The sequence below is a fragment of the Methanomassiliicoccales archaeon genome (genome assembly GCA_036504055.1).
Lineage (GTDB): Archaea > Thermoplasmatota > Thermoplasmata > Methanomassiliicoccales > UBA472 > DASXVU01.
In genome coordinates, this window is sequence record DASXVU010000016.1 from 52,698 (window position 1) to 68,798 (window position 16,101).

Sequence of the window (16,101 nt, forward strand, 5' to 3'; positions counted from 1 at the left end):
TTCACCCCTTGAAATGTTCGAACCCCTTCTTCTCCAGGGGAAGCAGCTGTCCGCTCCTCTTGACGACGTTGGGCCCGTCCTTTCTGACCTCACCGACCACGGTGAAATCCTTATTCAGCATCTGGTGCAGTTCCTCGACCCGGTCACGTTCCACCGTGAACAGCAGCTGGTAGTCGCCACCGGAGTAAAGCACCATATCCTCCACCGGCATCAGCTTGAGCTCGGAGATCTCATAGACATCGTTGGGGATGGGCAGGGAATCCCAGTTTAGCATGAAATTGACCCCGCTGGCCTTAGTAAGCTCATGGATGGAAGAGGCCAGACCGTCAGATGTGTCCATGCAGGACGTGACGAAGCCTGAGGCGGAGAGCAAGGCTGCCTCCTTTACCCTGGGGATCGGCTCCAGAAGGGCCTTCCTCGCCCTGGGATGTTTGTTTTCCAGCGTGAGGTCCTCGAAACCGGCACCCGCCAGTCCGGCGGTGCCGGTCATTGCAAGCAGGTCTCCGGCCTTCGCTCCACTACGAAGAAGTATGCCGTCCTTGCGCACCGTTCCCACTGCCGTCCCGGCCAAGGCCATCTCATAGCATTCCTTGGTATCTCCTCCGACATAGTCGGAGGCCACCATCTCTGAGCATTCCTTGATGCCCCTTGCCACATCCTTGACATAGGAGATGTCGGTCTCCTTCGGGAATCCCATGGAGACCACGAAGCAGAGGGGAATGGCACCCATGGCCGCTATGTCGCTATAGTTGACCGCAGCCACTGTCCATCCTACCTGCCTGGGGGTCATGATGTCCGGTACATGGGTGTGCTTGGCGATCATGTCCGTCGTGATCACCAGATAGCGGTCTCCCAGATCGATCGCCGCAGCATCATCCCCCGGACCGATCACGCCGCAATTGCCGGCCAATTTGATCAGGTCATCGACGGCGGCTTTCTCTCCCATATCCATCAATCGGCTCATCGCTATGTCACGGTAGGAGGGTGGATAAAATGATTGCCACGCTCTTCTGACGGTAAATGTGCCAATCTTTTAGAACCCGAGGGTCATTAGAGGCCAGCGCACATGAGAATCGAAGTACCATATGGCAAGGAAGGCCATCAATCCCTGACCATTCCGGAAGCCAATTACCTTGGGACCTTGAGGCCCAACGAGCTCCCCCACTCGGATGAACAGTGGGAACTGGACCGGGCTCTCCAGAACCCGATCTCATCGGATCGGATAGAGGATTTCCTGAGAGGGGGCAAAGATATCGTCTTCATCGTCAACGATGGGACGCGTCCGACCCCCACCGCGTCGGTGCTCCGGGCATTATCGAAGAGGATCGACCTCAAGGGCGTCCGATTCCTGATCGCCACAGGCATCCACCGGGAACCGACCGAGGACGAGTACCGCATGATATTCGGGGAACTGTACGATTCGTTGAAGGACCAGATCCATTCACACGATTCACGTAAGGATCCGATGGTCCTGTTGGGTCATTCCAAGAACGGGACCGAGATGTCGGTCAATGAGATCGCCGTGAACGCCGACCGACTGGTCATCATCACCAGCGTGGAACCGCACTACTTCGCCGGCTATACCGGCGGACGCAAATCGTTCCTGCCTGGCGTAGCTTCCTACAGAACCATAGAGCAGAACCACAAATTGGCCATGGGTTCCGAAGCCCAGGCCATCGCGCTGGCCGGCAACCCGGTCCACGAGGACATGATGGACGCTCTGCAGATGGTCAAAGGGAAGAAGATCTTCTCCATACAGGCGGTGTTGGACCGGCACCAGCACGTGTATCGGGTGGCGGCCGGGGACCTGAACCTGTCCTTTGACCAGGCTGTCAAGTGGGCCAACGATGTCTTTTCCGTCGAGATCGGGGAGAAGGCGGACGTGGTGGTGAGCGTCGCCCAATATCCCATGGATATCGACCTGTACCAATCCCAGAAAGCGCTGGACAACGGGAAGTGGGCGCTCAAGGAGGGCGGAACACTGATCCTCGTATCTAAGTGCCGCAAAGGGGTAGGTGACGAGGTGTTCTGCAACCAACTGTCACTTTCCACCGACCCGTTCCAAATACTGAAGAATCTGACCCAGGAATACAAGCTTGGTTACCATAAGGCGGCCAAGGTGGCCGAGATCATGACCTGGGCCAAGATATCCGCGGTAACCGACCTGGACCCGGCGTTGATCAGAAGGATCAACATGATGCCCTTCAAAGAAGTCCAATCGGCAGTGGACCAGGCAATAGAGAACGGTCCGGAATCAAAGGTGATGGTCATCCTGGACGGAAGCGTCTTGGTACCGAGGCTGGTGCAGCAATGAGCGATTTCATCGAGGCCGAGAATCTGAAGGAAGCCAAGAAGACGATGATGACCTGCACCTACTGTGGGTTCTGTAAATCGGTCTGCCCGGTCTTCGAAGGGATCGGATGGGACCCAAGCGTGGCCCGCGGCCGGATGATCCTTTCCTACGGTCTGCTGCAGAAGGACATCCCGGCGGACGAATCGGTGATCGAGAATCTGTACCAGTGCACCACCTGCAAGGACTGCGAGAGGCGGTGTCCATCCAACATCGAGGTGGTGGACGTGGTGGAGCGGGCCAGAAAGGACCTGGTCGCGGCCGGGAAGATGATGCCCAAGCACCGCGCCGTGGTGGACAATGTGCTCAAGCATGGCAACCCCTTCGGGGAGAAGGCCAGCGTGCCGAAGACCTTGGGTAGGGAGCCGAAGAGCTCAGAGCTGGGATATTTCGTCGGATGCACCGCCGCTTACCGCAACAAGAGCACATCGGCGGCGACACTATCGATACTGGATAAGATCGGCGAGGATTTCACCGTGATCGACGAGATCTGTTGCGGAAGCGTCCTCCAGCGCGTTGGTGTCGACGACGAAACAGTCGAGACCATCATGGAAAAGAACGTTCGAGCCATGTCCGACCTGGGAGTGGACGAGGTGGTCCTTTCCTGTGCCGGCTGTTACCGCATGTTCAAGGAGGAGTATCCAAAGCACGTAAAGGTGCCCTTCAAGGTGAAACATATCTCAGAACATCTGGCCGAGCGTGACCTCAAGCTGCGCCCCTACAAGGCGGTGATAACCTATCACGACCCATGCCATCTCGGGAGGCACAGCGGTGTCTATGAGGCGCCCCGGGAGGTGCTACGCAAGATACCGGGGACAGAACTGAGGGAGATGCCGAGGAACCGCTCGACCGCACGTTGCTGCGGTGGCGGCGGAGGGGTGCGTTCAGCTTATCCAGATCTTTCGTCGAAGATCGCCGCCAAGCGGGTGGACGAAGCGCAGTTCGCCGACCTGCTGGTCACCACGTGCCCGTTCTGTGTGAACAACCTCAACGTAGGAAAGCAGACGAGCGGGTCAAAGGTAGAGATTATCGACCTGGTGGAACTAGTCGACTCGTTGATGGAGGAATAAGATGGCTAGAGTCCGTACATATGCGACCTATGACGAGGCGGTTTCGGAGTGGCGAAGGAATGGGATTCCGGAAGAATATATCGATCGGAAACGGCTCTTCGGCCGCACCATCGTGTTCCGGGATGACCTCCGCATTGACGACGCCGAGAGGCTGGTGGGATTGGTCAGGTCAGCCGGAGAGGATGCCTTCCTCTGCCGAAAGGCAAAGGTACCGCGGGTAATGGTGTCCTGCAAGCCGTCGTTCTTCGACCAGGTATCGGTCAACGAGGGCGACCTTGGGACTTTGGGCAGACCCCTGGCTGAGGCGTTCCGCAACTTCCATTCAGATTATGTGCAACCCCTGAGGTTACGAAGGAGAGAGCTTCGCTTCGATCGGACCCTGGTCATGGGCATTCTGAACACCACTCCCGATTCCTTCTCGGACGGCGGAAAGCATCGCTCCGCGGATCAGGCGATCGAACACGGGTTGGGGATGGTGGACCAAGGTGCGGACATCATCGACATCGGAGGCGAGTCGACCAGGCCTGGAGCGGCGCCTGTCAGTGCCGAAGAGGAGCTGGCAAGGGTCCTTCCTGTTATCAAGGGACTGGCCCCTTCCGTTGGCATACCGATCTCCATCGACACCAGGCATGCCGAGGTTGCCCGTAGGGCGGTCGAACTGGGAGCGGATATAGTCAACGACGTCTCAGGTCTCCGCGGAACCGCCATGATCTCTGTCCTTAAAGATACCGGAGCGGCGGCCATCGTAATGCACATGCGGGGCGAGCCGGGTGACATGCAATCGAATACTGTCTATGATGATGTCGTTGGCGACATAGGGACAATCCTGGCCTCCAAGGTTGAAGAGGCGGCGGGAATGGGAGTCGACCCTTCCCGCCTTGCGATAGATCCCGGTATCGGTTTCGGCAAGGATGTGAAAGGCAACCTGGACATCATCCGCCGGCTGCGCGAGTTCCGCAGCTATGGCCGTCCCATATTGTTAGGCGTGTCACGAAAGGGATTCATAGGCAAGATCGTGGGAGGAAACCCCGATGAACGCCTCACAGGCTCACTGATCTCCGCCACCGCTGCGATCATGAACGGAGCCAACATCATACGGGCGCACGATGTCGCGGAAACGGTGAAGGCAGCAAGGATGGCCGACGCCATCCGGCTGCCTAACTACAAAGGTTAGTTCATCCACCGAGCACGTAGACCGTGAGCGATATCAGCACCACGATAACGATGGCCGCGATGTAGAAATAGTTCATCCGCCGGGCCTCCTTCTTGACCTTGGAACGGTAATCGTCCCGGCACTTGTCGGAACAGAACTCCTCGCCCACTGGAATGGGCTCATCGCACATGATGCAGTGGGTATGGTCGGGCAGGATGTCGGTCATGTTCGGTGTCTCCCATGCTCACCGGGGACTTAATGTTTGCTGGGAATGAGCACCGAGGCGACGGACGAAGCCACCACTACCTTCAATGCGTCAATGACCACGAACGGGAGGAATCCCAAAGCGAAAGCGGTCAGCAGGTCCGTATGCATGATCAGGCCGATCTGGAGCGACCCTAGGCTCAAGATGATCGCATCTGCCACCATCAATGACAGCAATATTTGGCCATGGCTCATTCCGTTCCGCCGTTCCACCACTTCTCCCAGGAAGAACGAGGCCGCCAGGAACCCGAACAGGTATCCGCCGGTGATCCCTGACAACGCCGCAAACCCCACCATGCCGGTGAACCAACCGAACGTGCCCGCCATTCCGATGAACATGAGTTGGCTTATCAACCCGTAGCGGCCGATCACGACCGCTGCCAGCAGAACGACCAGCACCTGACCGGTGAAGGGGACTGGAGTAAATGGCAAAAAGAAGCGTATCTGAGCTGCCAAAGCGGTCAGGACCGCAAAGAAGAACGCTGCGCCCAACTTCTCCATCACTGTCGCTTCGTTGCGCCAAAGGTATAGCGATCCGCCGATGTGATCCCGGAACTGACCATAGGCAATTGCGCTGTTCATCAAAACGCTCTAATGGAGTGCCGCCTGATAAAAGTTATCATGTAGCAACATCCAGCAGCCTTGATTTTAGTCATAAAGTAATGGATAATTCTTGCAAAGTTTTATAGTGGACAAGCAGTTGAACGGCATCGACGGGATTCTATTTCAGGGCGGCTCCGTACGATCTTGGTGGCAACGATATGAGAAGGGTGTTGGTTCGCTCGGAAATCTGTGTAGGATGCAGGTCATGCGAGATCGCCTGCATGAACCACCATATGACCGATATCGAATTCGACCCCAGTTCCAGGCCATTGGCGGTCCCCCGGGTGAAGGTAGAATCAGGATTGCTGGACCGGGCCCCCTTCCAGGCAGATGAGCACGATGGCAATGGTTCCAGAGGGAATCTGCGCAAGACGTTCGTTATCCTGTGCCAGCACTGCGATGAGCCGGAATGTGTCGGGGCCTGCATCGCAGGTGCCCTGACCAAGGATCCAGATGGGGCCGTGCGGCATCACCCGGAGCTTTGCGTCGGTTGCCTTATGTGTATCATGGCCTGTCCCTATGAGGCGATGCGCCGCGACCCGGTGGGCAAGACGGTGGTCAAATGCGACCTATGCGGAGGCAAGGAAATTCCATCCTGTATCGAGGCCTGCAAGGTCGGGGCGCTTTACCTCGAAACGGAGACCGACGGAGGCAGCTGAAATGCGTTCCTACCGATACATCATCATTGGGAATAGCGCCGCTGGCATAGCGACCGTGGAAGGCATCCGCAAACGAGATCGCGAGGGTTCGATCGCGATCATTTCACAGGAAGATGGAGGCATATACTCCAGACCCATGCTCTCCCATTATCTTTCCGGAAAGATACCAGAGGAAAAGCTGAACTTCAGGCAGGAGGACTTCTACACCCGGAACGGGGCCGAGACCTTCCTGGGAAGATGCTTGATCAAGGTGGACCCGGTCAAGAACCGAGCGATCCTGACGGACGGAGAGGAGTTAACGTTCGAAAAGGTGATGATCGCTGCCGGGGCGCACGCGAAACGACATGAGATGCCCGGCGGCACTCTCAAGAATGTGTTCACGCTGCACAATCGGAAGGACGCAAAGGAGATAGGGGCGGCGGCGGCCCCTGGCATGCGGGCCGTCGTCCTAGGGGGTGGGCCGGTCGGGATGGGTGCCATACAGGCGTTGAGGACCAGGGGTCTGGACGTGACGATAATCATATCGTCCGGAAGACTGATGTCGCAGTTGCTGGACGATGAGGGTTCAGAGATCGTCAGGGAAAGGATCGAGAGGAACGGCATCAAGGTCCAATTCAACTCGACCGCCGTGGAGATACTGGGAAAGGACAGGGTCACCGGATTGCGGTTGGATGATGGAAGCGAGGTCCCCAGCGATCTCGTCGTGTTCTGCAAAGGGGTCGTTCCGAACATAGGATTGGTCAAGGGCACCGACATCGATGTCCGTCAGGGCATAGTGGTAAACAGCAGGATGTGCACCAACATCCCGAACGTCTATGCTGCTGGCGACGTTGCCGAAGCCCTGGACATCCTTTCAGGCGGATGGAGCAGTCATTCGATCTGGCCCAACGCCACCGAACAGGGGCGCATCGCGGGCGAGAACATGGCCGGAGGGGAGGTCGACTACCCGGGGGCCATTGCCATGAACTCTGTGAACGTGTTCGGCCTGCCAATGATGGTGATGGGATCGGTCCGTCCCAAGGATAGGGATGGGGTCTCATTCATGCGCAGCGGGAGCGGTGAGCAGTACAAATGCATCACGTTGAAGGGCGACCGCATCATCGGCACCCTGCTTGTCGGCAAGGTGAGCAATGCGGGCATATACTCGATGCTGATCAAACGAAAAATGGACATCTCAAAGGTGAGAGGCATCCTTCTTTCGGACGATTTCGACCGGGGCAAATTGATAGACCAGGGCGTCATCGACGAGAACGACGCCATCTGACGTTATTGCTCAATCCCTTCATCCACTGAATATCAACATCGCCGATATGCGGACCCTTGAAAATCCTCTACCAGAATATCACCAATATTTTTATGCAACGCATCCAATGTATAGACCAATAGAGGTCATCCAGTAAATCGGCTACAGAAATATTGAATAACACCTGCACATACTTCAGGTGTATGTGGAAGGTTTTCGGGGTCGCCACCAATCTGGTGGCAGTGGGGGATGTCTGGCAGTCACAACTGGACAAGCTAGCCGGAAGGAAGAAGGACAAGGAAAGGTTCCTTGATCTGAACCATAAGGCAGAGGTCAGCCATGCGTTCGACACGATCAGGGAGGTGCACATCTTCTATGCCAAGTTCCCGGAGGACACGCTCATGGAAGACCTCAAGTTCTACGAGCATTTCGTGCTGAGGATCACCAAGGCGGCCAAGGACCCGACCATCGAGTTCCAGGGAGTGCCCCAGAAGTTCATGGTCGTGATCAGCGCCGAGACCGAGCTGAACGAGTATATGGTCCGTCAGGAGACCAGGGAAGAGCGCAACCAGGCCAGGGAAGAGATGCTGAAAAAGGAGGAGCAGGCGTACAAGTAGGCCTCGACGCCCGCTCAGGTTTTCGTTTTTTAGGAGATCGCCTGGGCGGACTCGAGCATCAGCTCTAGCTTCTCCGCCTTCATCTTGGGGTCGGAGCTTTGTTCTCCCACCCACTGTTTCAATTTCTTGATCGCCCGGCCGCTGTCGATGATGTCGGCAGCCTTGGCCATGCCTTCCCGCAGATCGGCCGCATGGCCAGTGATGACCAGGATCGGCGCGGTGTTGGCCAGCACGATGTCCCGCCGGGAACCCTTGTCCTGACCCGATAGCAGTCTGAGCAGCAGCAATGCCTCCCTGGACTTGTCCAGACGGCACAGCAGATCGTCCTCGCTGGCGTTCTTGATGCCCAGGTCCTTCGGGTCCAGGGTATACTCCTCGATGGTGCCGTCCTCCTTTAGGTCGGCGACGTAGGTCTTGCCGACCGTGGACAGTTCGTCCATGCCCCTGGTCCCTTTGGAGTCCAGTCCGTGGACGACATAGGCCCTGTGGTAGCCCAGTTCCTTCATCGTCTTGGCGATCGGCAGCACCATCTCCTTGGCGTAGACACCGCGGACCGCATAGGTCGGCATTGCCGGATTTGCGAGCGACCCGGCCATGTTCAGTATCGTTCCGAACCGGATCTGTGATAATATCCTTCCCAGCGCCTGAGGGTGCGTCTTCCCGCTCATTCCGTTGAACAGGCCGATGCCGGCGTTCTCGATGCTCCTCTTGACCACCGAGGCATCGCACTCCACATCCACGCCCAGGGCCTCCACGATGTCCACCGTTCCGCACTTGGACGTGATCGCCCTGGCCCCATGCTTGGCCATGTAGATGCCGTCCGCTGCCGCAACGATGGAAGCGGCGGTCGAGATGTTGAAGGTCTTTATGGTGTCCATTCCGGTCCCGCAGTTGTCCACCAGCGGGCCGTTCACCTCCGGTCTGACCTTCACCGTGTCGATCTCATAGATGGCTTCCCAACTTCCCGCGATCTCCTCCGGAGTCGCTCCCTTGGCCGTTATTGCCGCCAGGAACGCCCCCTGCTGCAGGTCGGGCTGTTCGTTCAGGAGCACCTGTCGGAACATCTCCTTTGCCTCGCTCCGTGAAAGGTCCTTGTGTTTGATCAGCTGGTCCACCTTTCCCCCGAAATACTTCAATTTCTCCTCCATTTCCTCACCTCAGAAGACTATCACCGATTTCATGCCCCGGCGCATCGCGGTATGGTCGATGGCGCCATGGACCTCTTTCAAGTTGCATCTGTGCGTCACGATCCAACTGAGATCGACCTCACCGGAACGGATCAGCATGACCGCTTCCCTGTCATGCGATGAAGAGCAACCATAGGCACCGACCATGGTCTGCTCCTTGTAATGCATAGAGCGGACATCGATCGGGGCTTCGTACTCGCCCTTCCTCGGACCGGAGAACACACACAATCTGCCGTTTGACGCCAGCAGGCTCATCAGATACTCATCAACACGGACCTCTGGGGTTGCCGGCAGAATGACGTCGATCCCTTTTCCCTCGGTCTCATCCATGACCGTTTTGGCCAGGTCCTCGGTGGAATGGTCGATGACCCTGTCAGCCCGATCGCGTAATAAGGCGATGCGGTTGGGCATCCTCTCCGAAACGATCACCTTCTCCGCTCCCTTTTGTTTGGCCAAGGCTACATGGATGGCCCCCACCGGACCGCCTCCCAGGACAAGCACCCGGTCCCCTTCCGACACTCGGGTCAGAGCTTGACCGTTCAAACAACAGGCAAGAGGCTCGGAAAGTGCCAACTGGACCGGGTCGTCCCTTTCTTCGACCCGATTCAGTCCTCCATGTTGGACATTGCCCGAAGGAAGGGCCACGTACTCGGCGTAACCTCCATCCACGTTGAAACCTAAGATCCCCTGCGATTCGCACTGGTTGTCGTTGCCGCGTGAACAGGGACGGCATTTACCGCAGGATATTCCAGGCCATACCTGGACCCGATCACCTATGGCCAGGCCTCCTTCCTCTGTCTCCAGCTCAATGATCCTGCCGACGATCTCGTGACCCAGGACCCTTGGATACCTCAGGTCCCTGTGGCCGTGCTCAAGCATCTTCACATCGGTGCCGCAGACCGCGCAGGCCTCCACCTTGACCAAGGCGCCTCCAGGGGGGCAGAACGGGTCTGGAATGTCATCCAGCAACAGTTCTCCGGGACCTTTCATCAAGGCTGCTCGCATAACTCTCAGAATGGGGAGGGCCATGTAATTATTTAAATTGGATGTATCATCCAACTAAGAGCTCAACCCTTGAGATCGGCTACCCTAACGACCGGTCTCAATGACAACCGATATCTCCGCGCCCGCCCATCACCTCACCATGAGACAGGCCGAGAGGGAGATCAAGGACCGCGGCGCGATCGACGACCTGATAAAGAGAGCGATGATCTGCCGGCTGGGGTTGATCGATGGGGATGAACCCTATATCGTGCCGATGAACTTCGGATATGATGGCAAGAGCCTATACTTTCACTGTGCCAAGGAAGGTCGGAAGATCGACATCCTCAAACGAAGCGACCGGGTCTGCTTCGAGATGGACCTGGATACGGAGTTGGTCAAGGGCGATGTGGCCTGCAAATGGAGCATGCGTTACCGAAGCATCGAGGGTGTGGGACGTGCTGTCCTGATAGACGACGCCGAAGGCAAAAAATACGGTTTGAACCTGATAATGTCCCACTATGCCAAGGGGCCGTTCGAATACGCGGAAAGGGGTTTCAATCTGGCCCTCATCATCCGGGTGGACATCGAGAGCATCTCCGGGAAAAGGTCCCAACACTGACTAAGGCACCATTACCGCTTCGCCGCCCTCTATCATTACCACATATTCGGTCAAAGGGACCTGCCTGCCGGAGCGCTGCAACGCCGTCAGGACTAGTTTCTTGAGCTGTCGGCAACAGGGCACCTCCATATGCACCAGCGTGATGTCCTTGATCGGATTGGTGGACAATATATCGGTCAGCTTCTGGACATAAGCATCGTTATCGTCCAGCTTTGGACAGCCTATCAAAGCTACCTTCCCTTTAACGAACTGTCCTTGCATGGACCCGCACGCGAAGGCAGTGCAATCGGCAGCGATCAGAAGGCTGGCGTTCCATAGGTATGGTGCGTTGGTGGGAACGAGCCGCAATTGTATGGGCCAGGTGGAAAGCTGAGAGGGGTTTGCCACATTCTCGGCAGGTCCTTCCCTTACCTTGAACACACGAGGTCCGGAGGATGGACAGGCGCATGGCGTGAGGGTCAGGTCCTTTTTCCTCTCTAGGTGCTCCTTTACCTGGGTATCGCTGAACTCTGGGGCTTCACGCTCCTCGATGGTCAACGCGCCGGTGGGGCATTCTCCTAGGCAGGCTCCCAGGCCATCGCAGAAGGTTTCGCTGACAACCTCTGCCTTCCCGCCCCTGAGCTCTATCGCGCCCTCGGCGCACGCCGTGACGCAATTACCGCAGCCCGTGCAGAGCGACCTGTCGATCTTGATGATCTTCCTCTTTACCATTGTTAATCCGATCCTGGTCTTTCCTATTTGTCCTCTCAGTATAGGATTATTTCCCTTTTGGAGGGGCATCCAGGATAGCGATCGGGGCTGCACATTCCGTGGTGCAGTTGTAAGGATCGCATACTCTCTCCTCTTGCTTTGTCGGATACAGCCTGGTCATCACGTATGCCGCAGCCAAGGCACCAAGGAACTCTGCCACTATGAAGAAGATCGCAGAAACCGGGGCGATTCCGGAGATCGAATATGTGAATATGCGCATGAACGCGACCATCGGGTTGGCATACATAGTGCTGGCGGTGGTTATCAGCATGCCACCTACCACAAATCCCACGGACATGCTGGTCTGCTTCGAATGTCCCCTAACGCAACCGTATATGACCGCCAACAGAAGGAAGGCCCCCAGGAATTCCGCCAAGTATAGTCCGGGTGATTTGGTGTTTTCCGAGATGGTGATAATGGTCGGGACCGTGTCATAGAACATCAGGTGGGAGAAGACCAACCCTACGAATCCCCCGGCCATCTGGGCCGATATGTATCCCGCGGCCCTCTTTGGAGTGGTCTCTTTCGTGTATAACAATGCAAGGGTGACCGCCGGGTTGAAATTGCTTCCCGATAGGGGTCCGAACGTCTCGATCAAGGCAAACAGGACGAATCCCACGGCGATCGCGTTCATGAAGACCGAGACCGCCACACCCGCCCCCAGGACATCGATCCCGAGTATTCCGGGTGATATGGCGGCGATGACCAGGAACATCGAGCCTACGAACTCTGCGATCATGCTTTGTCTCAAGGTGACCATTATCGTTGCCTACCAGACGGAATGGTGGATTCTGCATATAAATAATTAAATCAATAATCAAATAATGGAGTGACCATTTCGTTCTTGAATGTAGCGTTCAAGTTCCGCCAGAAGCATTTGACGAGGGTTAGCCTTGGGTGACGGCATTCACCTGATTCGTAGGGATAATGGAATCCGATCACTGGCACAGGACAACATGTTATGCGCCGACGGTCATCGGCCGAAGACGGTCGCTTTAAGGTCAAGGTTATTATCCACAGAGCCGATTCGATGAAGGACGAGTGGCGTGCCATGTTCAAGGAGATCAAAAACGAATCCGAACCGAGCTCCATGATACGGATCCTCAACCCTGCCACCCATGAGATGGTGGGCGAGACCGGAACTTGCGATCCGAACTCGCTTCCATCCATGCGCAGGAAGGCATCCGAGGCCCAGACGATCTGGAACGGTCTTGATCTATCAGAAAGGAAGAAGGTCATATCGCGCGCACAGGATATCATTTTCGACCAGATCGAATCCATCGCCGAGATCGTTTGCCAGGAGACGGGCAAGACCAAGATGGAGGCCATCAACGCCGATATCGGATGCGCTCTGAGCGCCGGGGACTTCTCCATGGGAGAGATGAAGCGCATCTTCCGGCCATACAAGATCGATTTCGGGAGCATGGGGATCGCCATGCGGTACCTGCGGCGGACCTCCTACATCGTCCCAAAGCCCATTGGAGTGGTGGGGATCATCGCACCTTGGAACTATCCGTTCGGCATGCCCTATTCGCAGACGGTGATGGCCATCGCGGCCGGGAACGCGGTCCTGCTGAAGCCCTCCTCCCACACACCGTTCAGCGCATTGAAGATAGCACAGATCCTTGAGCAAGCTGGCGTTCCGAAAGGATTGGTGCAGGTGGTGGTGGGTCGAGGCGAAAAGATCGGCCAGGCTTTCGCCTGGTGTGGATTGGACAGGATCATATTCACTGGAGGGAAGGAAGCGGGAAGGAAGGTCATGGAGAACGTCTGCCACCGGTTCACTCCGGTGACCCTGGAGCTCGGGGGAAAGGACCCGTTCCTGGTCATGGATGACGCTGACATCGAGCGTGCGGCAGAGGCAGCCTCCTGGGGAGCGTTCGTCAACTCAGGTCAGACCTGCTGCAGTGTCAAGAGGTTCTATGTCCAGAGCGGAGCCTATTCGGAGTTCACGCAGTGCTTGGTCGAAAGGGTCCGCTCCCTGAAGCTGGGATGGGGTTGGGAAGACCCCGAGGTCTCCGTTGGTCCGATGATCAGTGAGGAAGCGTTAGTGGAGATGGAGGAATGGGTAAGCATTGCCGAGGCCGATGGCGGGCGGGTCCTCTGCGGAGGAAAACGGTCGCCCACTCTCAAGGGCAACTTCTTCGAACCTACCGTCATCGCCGGTCTTCCCCAGAGCTCGAAGGTCATCCAAGAGGAGATATTCGGGCCGATCGTGTCTCTGAGCCAGTTCCATGACGAGGAAGAAGGGATCGCCCTTGCGAACGACTGCCAATACGCCCTGACCGGCAGCGTGTGGACCAAAGATCTGGCGCTCGGGCGGAAGATGGCGGAGAGCATGTCCGGCGGAACGATTCTGGTCAACAACGTCTCCTATACGTACGGCCTTTCATCCACTCCATGGGGTGGAAGAAGGCAGAGTGGTTTCGGGCATACTCACGGCATCTTAGGGTTCGCCGAGCTCCTTGAACCGCATCATGTACATGTGGACCGCGGAAAATTCGACCGGGAGCTTTGGTGGTATCCATACGATAAGGGCAAGCTGGAAGCGAACAGGATCATGCTGGACATGAGCTTTGGAAAGAACAAGGCCTGGTCCCTGCTGTCCCTTCCAAAACTTAAGAAGATATGGAAGGGCAAATAGGCTCCAGGCAGGGTCACTTGAACCAGTTCGGTCTCGGGTCGCATCTCAGATGGTCGATCACCGACTTCTTCTTCAGGAACATCTGTATCCTCCGTTGACTGCTGGGAATGCCGCTCTGCTTCCAGCCCTGGAAGAACTCGCCGCAGCTCAGGGACCGACCGCAGTCGTTGATCCAAACATTGCCCGCTTCCAGGGACGCAGCCAGCTTCATGGCCCTTTGCTGGTCTTTCGTCCAAATGGTCGCCCCCAGCCCATATCCGGTATCGTTCGCCAGCCTAACCGCCTGTTCATCGTCGTTCACGATCCGGATCGGGCAGACCGGTCCGAAGGTCTCCTTCCCGGTCACCTCCAGGTCGTCCCGGTCGATCAAGAGTATGGTGGGTTCGTAGAAATAGCCCGGACCATCTAACTTCTTACCGCCCAGCAACAACTTCGAACCCTTGGCGACCGAGTCCTTTACCACCCGGTCGACGTTCTTCCGGGCTTCCTCTCGGATCAGCGGGCCGATACTAGCTCTGGGATCGATATGCGAGGTGATATCCACCAGCCGGCGTATGAACTGTTCAGCTACGTCCTTGTGGACATAGACCCGTTTTATTCGGATGCAGACCTGGCCCGCCCTTCCGAACGTTCCTGAGCAAACCCCTCTTGCGGCAGTCTCCACATCCACATCGGAGCATATTATCCCGGCGTCGTTGCCGGACAGTTCCAGTATCATTGGCTTGATCCCGGCGTTCCTGACGATCTCCAGGCCGGTCTTTATGCCTCCGGTGAAGACCAATGCGTCGAAGTCAGATCGTACCATCTTCTTCCCGACATCTGCTCCACCTATAAGGGGCACGAAAAGGTCCTTGGGAAATCCCGCCTCATGTACCATTTCCGCCACCTTTAGTCCGGACAAGGTGGCCATCTCAGAGGGTTTGAATACGATGCCATTTCCCGTAAGGAGTCCGGGGATCACAGTGATCATGGTCTGCCATATGGGGAAGTTCCAGATCCCGATGTGGCCGATGATCCCATGGGGGACATAATGGATCGTCGCCTTGGTGTCGACCCACGAGGCATCCAGCGGGAAATCTTCGTCCTGGAACCGGGAATATTCCCTGATGTAATGTTCAACCCCATTCAGGGCGCTATTGCACTCGCCCAGGACGGCGTTACGGGGAAATCCGCATTCCCGGTGTACCAGGTCAGCGAGGTTCTCCTTTTCCCTGACCAATATCGAACCGAGCTTCCTGACGCACGCCGCCCGATCGTCCCTCGAGGTATCACGGCACCACTTAGCCTGGCTGATCTTGGCCTTCGATAGAGCTTCATCCACATCGCTCTCCGATGCCGATCCGAACTCTGCGATGACCTTCCCGGAACCTGGATCAATGGATTGGATTTCCACCTTTGATGAATTGTCTATCCCCTAGATATATCCCAACGCATCACTGACATTATCGACCTCATGACTGCCTCATAGGCCACCACAGTAACTTTTAGTAGAAGGGGCTCCGAGTTCATTCGGAGGTGCGCCGAAAAAGGTGCGCCAGGTGGCATGAAGGATGAAGGACATAGGCTTGATGATAATCGAAGACCACAGGGAGTTCCGGAGGGAGATATTGGAATTGAGACATTCCCCGAACTCGGATGCCGGATTAAGGGAAGAGGTCTTGGCAGACCTGCTGCGGCGGCTTGCGGCCCATCATGTGGCGGAGGAGAAGACGCTCTTCCCTGCCATGGAGGAGCTGCAGGCGGAGAGGGAATTCGCATTGGAGCTGATCGAGGAGCACCGTGCCATGGAGATACTCTATTCCGATCTGGTCATGACCGGTTACGGCAAAGAGATATGGGTGCCGAGACTCCGGCCCATCCTGGAGGTTCACGAGACCCACATGGCCCGGGAAGAATCCAACCTGATACCCAGGCTGCCCAAAATGTTCAGCAAGAAACGGCTGGAAGAGCTGGGCGAG

General features: G+C 56.7%; 17 protein-coding genes. 9 read left to right on the forward strand and 8 right to left on the reverse strand.

Going from position 1 to position 16,101, the window contains the following annotated elements:
• Position 1 precedes the first annotated feature (1 nt).
• Positions 2–964: a thiamine-phosphate kinase gene (thiL, locus tag VGK23_04190; GenBank protein ID HEY3419732.1), complete on the reverse strand. Its 963-nt coding sequence runs from the start codon at positions 962–964 to the stop codon at positions 2–4.
• A gap of 102 nt (positions 965–1,066) precedes the next feature.
• On the opposite strand from thiL, the gene larA reads away from it, so the two are divergent.
• Genes larA through folP form a run of 3 tightly spaced genes read left to right on the forward strand, consistent with a single transcriptional unit; the run spans position 1,067 to position 4,594 of the window.
• Positions 1,067–2,314, forward strand: coding sequence for a nickel-dependent lactate racemase (gene larA / locus VGK23_04195; protein HEY3419733.1), 1,248 nt, complete (start codon positions 1,067–1,069; stop codon positions 2,312–2,314).
• Complete coding sequence (locus VGK23_04200; GenBank protein ID HEY3419734.1) at positions 2,311–3,420, forward strand: (Fe-S)-binding protein; 1,110 nt, start codon at positions 2,311–2,313, stop codon at positions 3,418–3,420. The genes larA and VGK23_04200 overlap by 4 nt, the downstream gene beginning before the upstream one ends.
• A 1-nt stretch (position 3,421) precedes the next feature.
• Positions 3,422–4,594 carry a dihydropteroate synthase gene (folP, locus tag VGK23_04205; GenBank protein ID HEY3419735.1) on the forward strand — a complete coding sequence of 391 codons (1,173 nt, stop codon included), beginning with the start codon at positions 3,422–3,424 and terminating at the stop codon, positions 4,592–4,594.
• 1 nt (position 4,595) lies between these two features.
• On the opposite strand, the gene VGK23_04210 is transcribed toward folP, so the two are convergent.
• A complete protein-coding gene (locus VGK23_04210; GenBank protein HEY3419736.1) occupies positions 4,596–4,799 on the reverse strand; it encodes a DUF2116 family Zn-ribbon domain-containing protein in 204 nt (67 codons plus the stop codon).
• 29 nt (positions 4,800–4,828) lie between these two features.
• Positions 4,829–5,419 carry a biotin transporter BioY gene (locus VGK23_04215; protein ID HEY3419737.1) on the reverse strand — a complete coding sequence of 197 codons (591 nt, stop codon included), beginning with the start codon at positions 5,417–5,419 and terminating at the stop codon, positions 4,829–4,831.
• Between the two features lie 254 nt (positions 5,420–5,673).
• On the opposite strand from VGK23_04215, the gene VGK23_04220 reads away from it, so the two are divergent.
• The 3 genes from VGK23_04220 (at position 5,674) to VGK23_04230 (ending at position 7,959) form a co-directional block, all read left to right on the forward strand.
• Positions 5,674–6,099, forward strand: a complete 426-nt coding sequence (locus VGK23_04220) for a 4Fe-4S dicluster domain-containing protein (GenBank protein ID HEY3419738.1) — start codon at positions 5,674–5,676, stop codon at positions 6,097–6,099.
• 1 nt (position 6,100) lies between these two features.
• On the forward strand, positions 6,101–7,363 hold the full coding sequence (locus tag VGK23_04225; protein ID HEY3419739.1) for an FAD-dependent oxidoreductase: 1,263 nt from the start codon (positions 6,101–6,103) through the stop codon (positions 7,361–7,363).
• A 182-nt stretch (positions 7,364–7,545) separates the two neighbouring features.
• Positions 7,546–7,959: a hypothetical protein gene (locus VGK23_04230; protein ID HEY3419740.1), complete on the forward strand. Its 414-nt coding sequence runs from the start codon at positions 7,546–7,548 to the stop codon at positions 7,957–7,959.
• Between the two features lie 29 nt (positions 7,960–7,988).
• On the opposite strand, the gene trpD is transcribed toward VGK23_04230, so the two are convergent.
• Complete coding sequence (gene trpD, locus VGK23_04235) at positions 7,989–9,107, reverse strand: anthranilate phosphoribosyltransferase (protein HEY3419741.1); 1,119 nt, start codon at positions 9,105–9,107, stop codon at positions 7,989–7,991.
• 9 nt (positions 9,108–9,116) lie between these two features.
• Entirely contained in the window at positions 9,117–10,136 is a 1,020-nt protein-coding gene (locus VGK23_04240) for an alcohol dehydrogenase catalytic domain-containing protein (protein HEY3419742.1), read from the reverse strand.
• A gap of 154 nt (positions 10,137–10,290) precedes the next feature.
• On the opposite strand from VGK23_04240, the gene VGK23_04245 reads away from it, so the two are divergent.
• Positions 10,291–10,749, forward strand: a complete 459-nt coding sequence (locus tag VGK23_04245; protein ID HEY3419743.1) for a pyridoxamine 5'-phosphate oxidase family protein — start codon at positions 10,291–10,293, stop codon at positions 10,747–10,749.
• On the opposite strand, the gene VGK23_04250 is transcribed toward VGK23_04245, so the two are convergent.
• Together VGK23_04250 and VGK23_04255 are read right to left on the reverse strand one after the other, a co-directional pair.
• Entirely contained in the window at positions 10,750–11,460 is a 711-nt protein-coding gene (locus VGK23_04250) for a 4Fe-4S binding protein (protein ID HEY3419744.1), read from the reverse strand.
• Positions 11,461–11,506: 46 nt separating this feature from the next.
• A complete protein-coding gene (locus tag VGK23_04255; GenBank protein HEY3419745.1) occupies positions 11,507–12,259 on the reverse strand; it encodes an aquaporin in 753 nt (250 codons plus the stop codon).
• A 270-nt stretch (positions 12,260–12,529) separates the two neighbouring features.
• Here VGK23_04255 and VGK23_04260 point away from each other — a divergent pair, with 270 nt between their 5' ends.
• Entirely contained in the window at positions 12,530–14,143 is a 1,614-nt protein-coding gene (locus VGK23_04260) for an aldehyde dehydrogenase family protein (protein ID HEY3419746.1), read from the forward strand.
• 13 nt (positions 14,144–14,156) lie between these two features.
• Here the strand turns inward: VGK23_04260 and VGK23_04265 are convergent, their stop codons facing one another.
• Positions 14,157–15,536 carry an aldehyde dehydrogenase family protein gene (locus VGK23_04265; GenBank protein HEY3419747.1) on the reverse strand — a complete coding sequence of 460 codons (1,380 nt, stop codon included), beginning with the start codon at positions 15,534–15,536 and terminating at the stop codon, positions 14,157–14,159.
• A 157-nt stretch (positions 15,537–15,693) separates the two neighbouring features.
• Between VGK23_04265 and VGK23_04270 the strand changes: the two genes are divergently transcribed.
• Positions 15,694–16,101, forward strand: a 408-nt coding sequence (locus tag VGK23_04270) for a hemerythrin domain-containing protein (GenBank protein HEY3419748.1), incomplete at its 3' end; no start/stop codon positions are given.

Excerpts from the sequence above, each read along its gene's own strand:
- VGK23_04250 (HEY3419744.1), bottom strand. The coding sequence starts at position 11,460 with ATGGTAAAGAGGAAGATCATCAAGATCGACAGGTCGCTCTGCACGGGC.
- VGK23_04225 (HEY3419739.1), top strand. The coding sequence starts at position 6,101 with ATGCGTTCCTACCGATACATCATCATTGGGAATAGCGCCGCTGGCATA.
- VGK23_04240 (HEY3419742.1), bottom strand. The coding sequence starts at position 10,136 with ATGAAAGGTCCCGGAGAACTGTTGCTGGATGACATTCCAGACCCGTTC.
- VGK23_04220 (HEY3419738.1), top strand. The coding sequence starts at position 5,674 with ATGACCGATATCGAATTCGACCCCAGTTCCAGGCCATTGGCGGTCCCC.
- larA (HEY3419733.1), top strand. The coding sequence starts at position 1,067 with ATGAGAATCGAAGTACCATATGGCAAGGAAGGCCATCAATCCCTGACC.
- thiL (HEY3419732.1), bottom strand. The coding sequence starts at position 964 with ATGAGCCGATTGATGGATATGGGAGAGAAAGCCGCCGTCGATGACCTG.
- VGK23_04245 (HEY3419743.1), top strand. The coding sequence starts at position 10,291 with ATGAGACAGGCCGAGAGGGAGATCAAGGACCGCGGCGCGATCGACGAC.
- folP (HEY3419735.1), top strand. The coding sequence starts at position 3,422 with ATGGCTAGAGTCCGTACATATGCGACCTATGACGAGGCGGTTTCGGAG.
- VGK23_04215 (HEY3419737.1), bottom strand. The coding sequence starts at position 5,419 with ATGAACAGCGCAATTGCCTATGGTCAGTTCCGGGATCACATCGGCGGA.
- VGK23_04230 (HEY3419740.1), top strand. The coding sequence starts at position 7,546 with ATGTGGAAGGTTTTCGGGGTCGCCACCAATCTGGTGGCAGTGGGGGAT.
- VGK23_04200 (HEY3419734.1), top strand. The coding sequence starts at position 2,311 with ATGAGCGATTTCATCGAGGCCGAGAATCTGAAGGAAGCCAAGAAGACG.
- VGK23_04255 (HEY3419745.1), bottom strand. The coding sequence starts at position 12,259 with ATGGTCACCTTGAGACAAAGCATGATCGCAGAGTTCGTAGGCTCGATG.
- trpD (HEY3419741.1), bottom strand. The coding sequence starts at position 9,107 with ATGGAGGAGAAATTGAAGTATTTCGGGGGAAAGGTGGACCAGCTGATC.
- VGK23_04210 (HEY3419736.1), bottom strand. The coding sequence starts at position 4,799 with ATGACCGACATCCTGCCCGACCATACCCACTGCATCATGTGCGATGAG.
- VGK23_04260 (HEY3419746.1), top strand. The coding sequence starts at position 12,530 with ATGAAGGACGAGTGGCGTGCCATGTTCAAGGAGATCAAAAACGAATCC.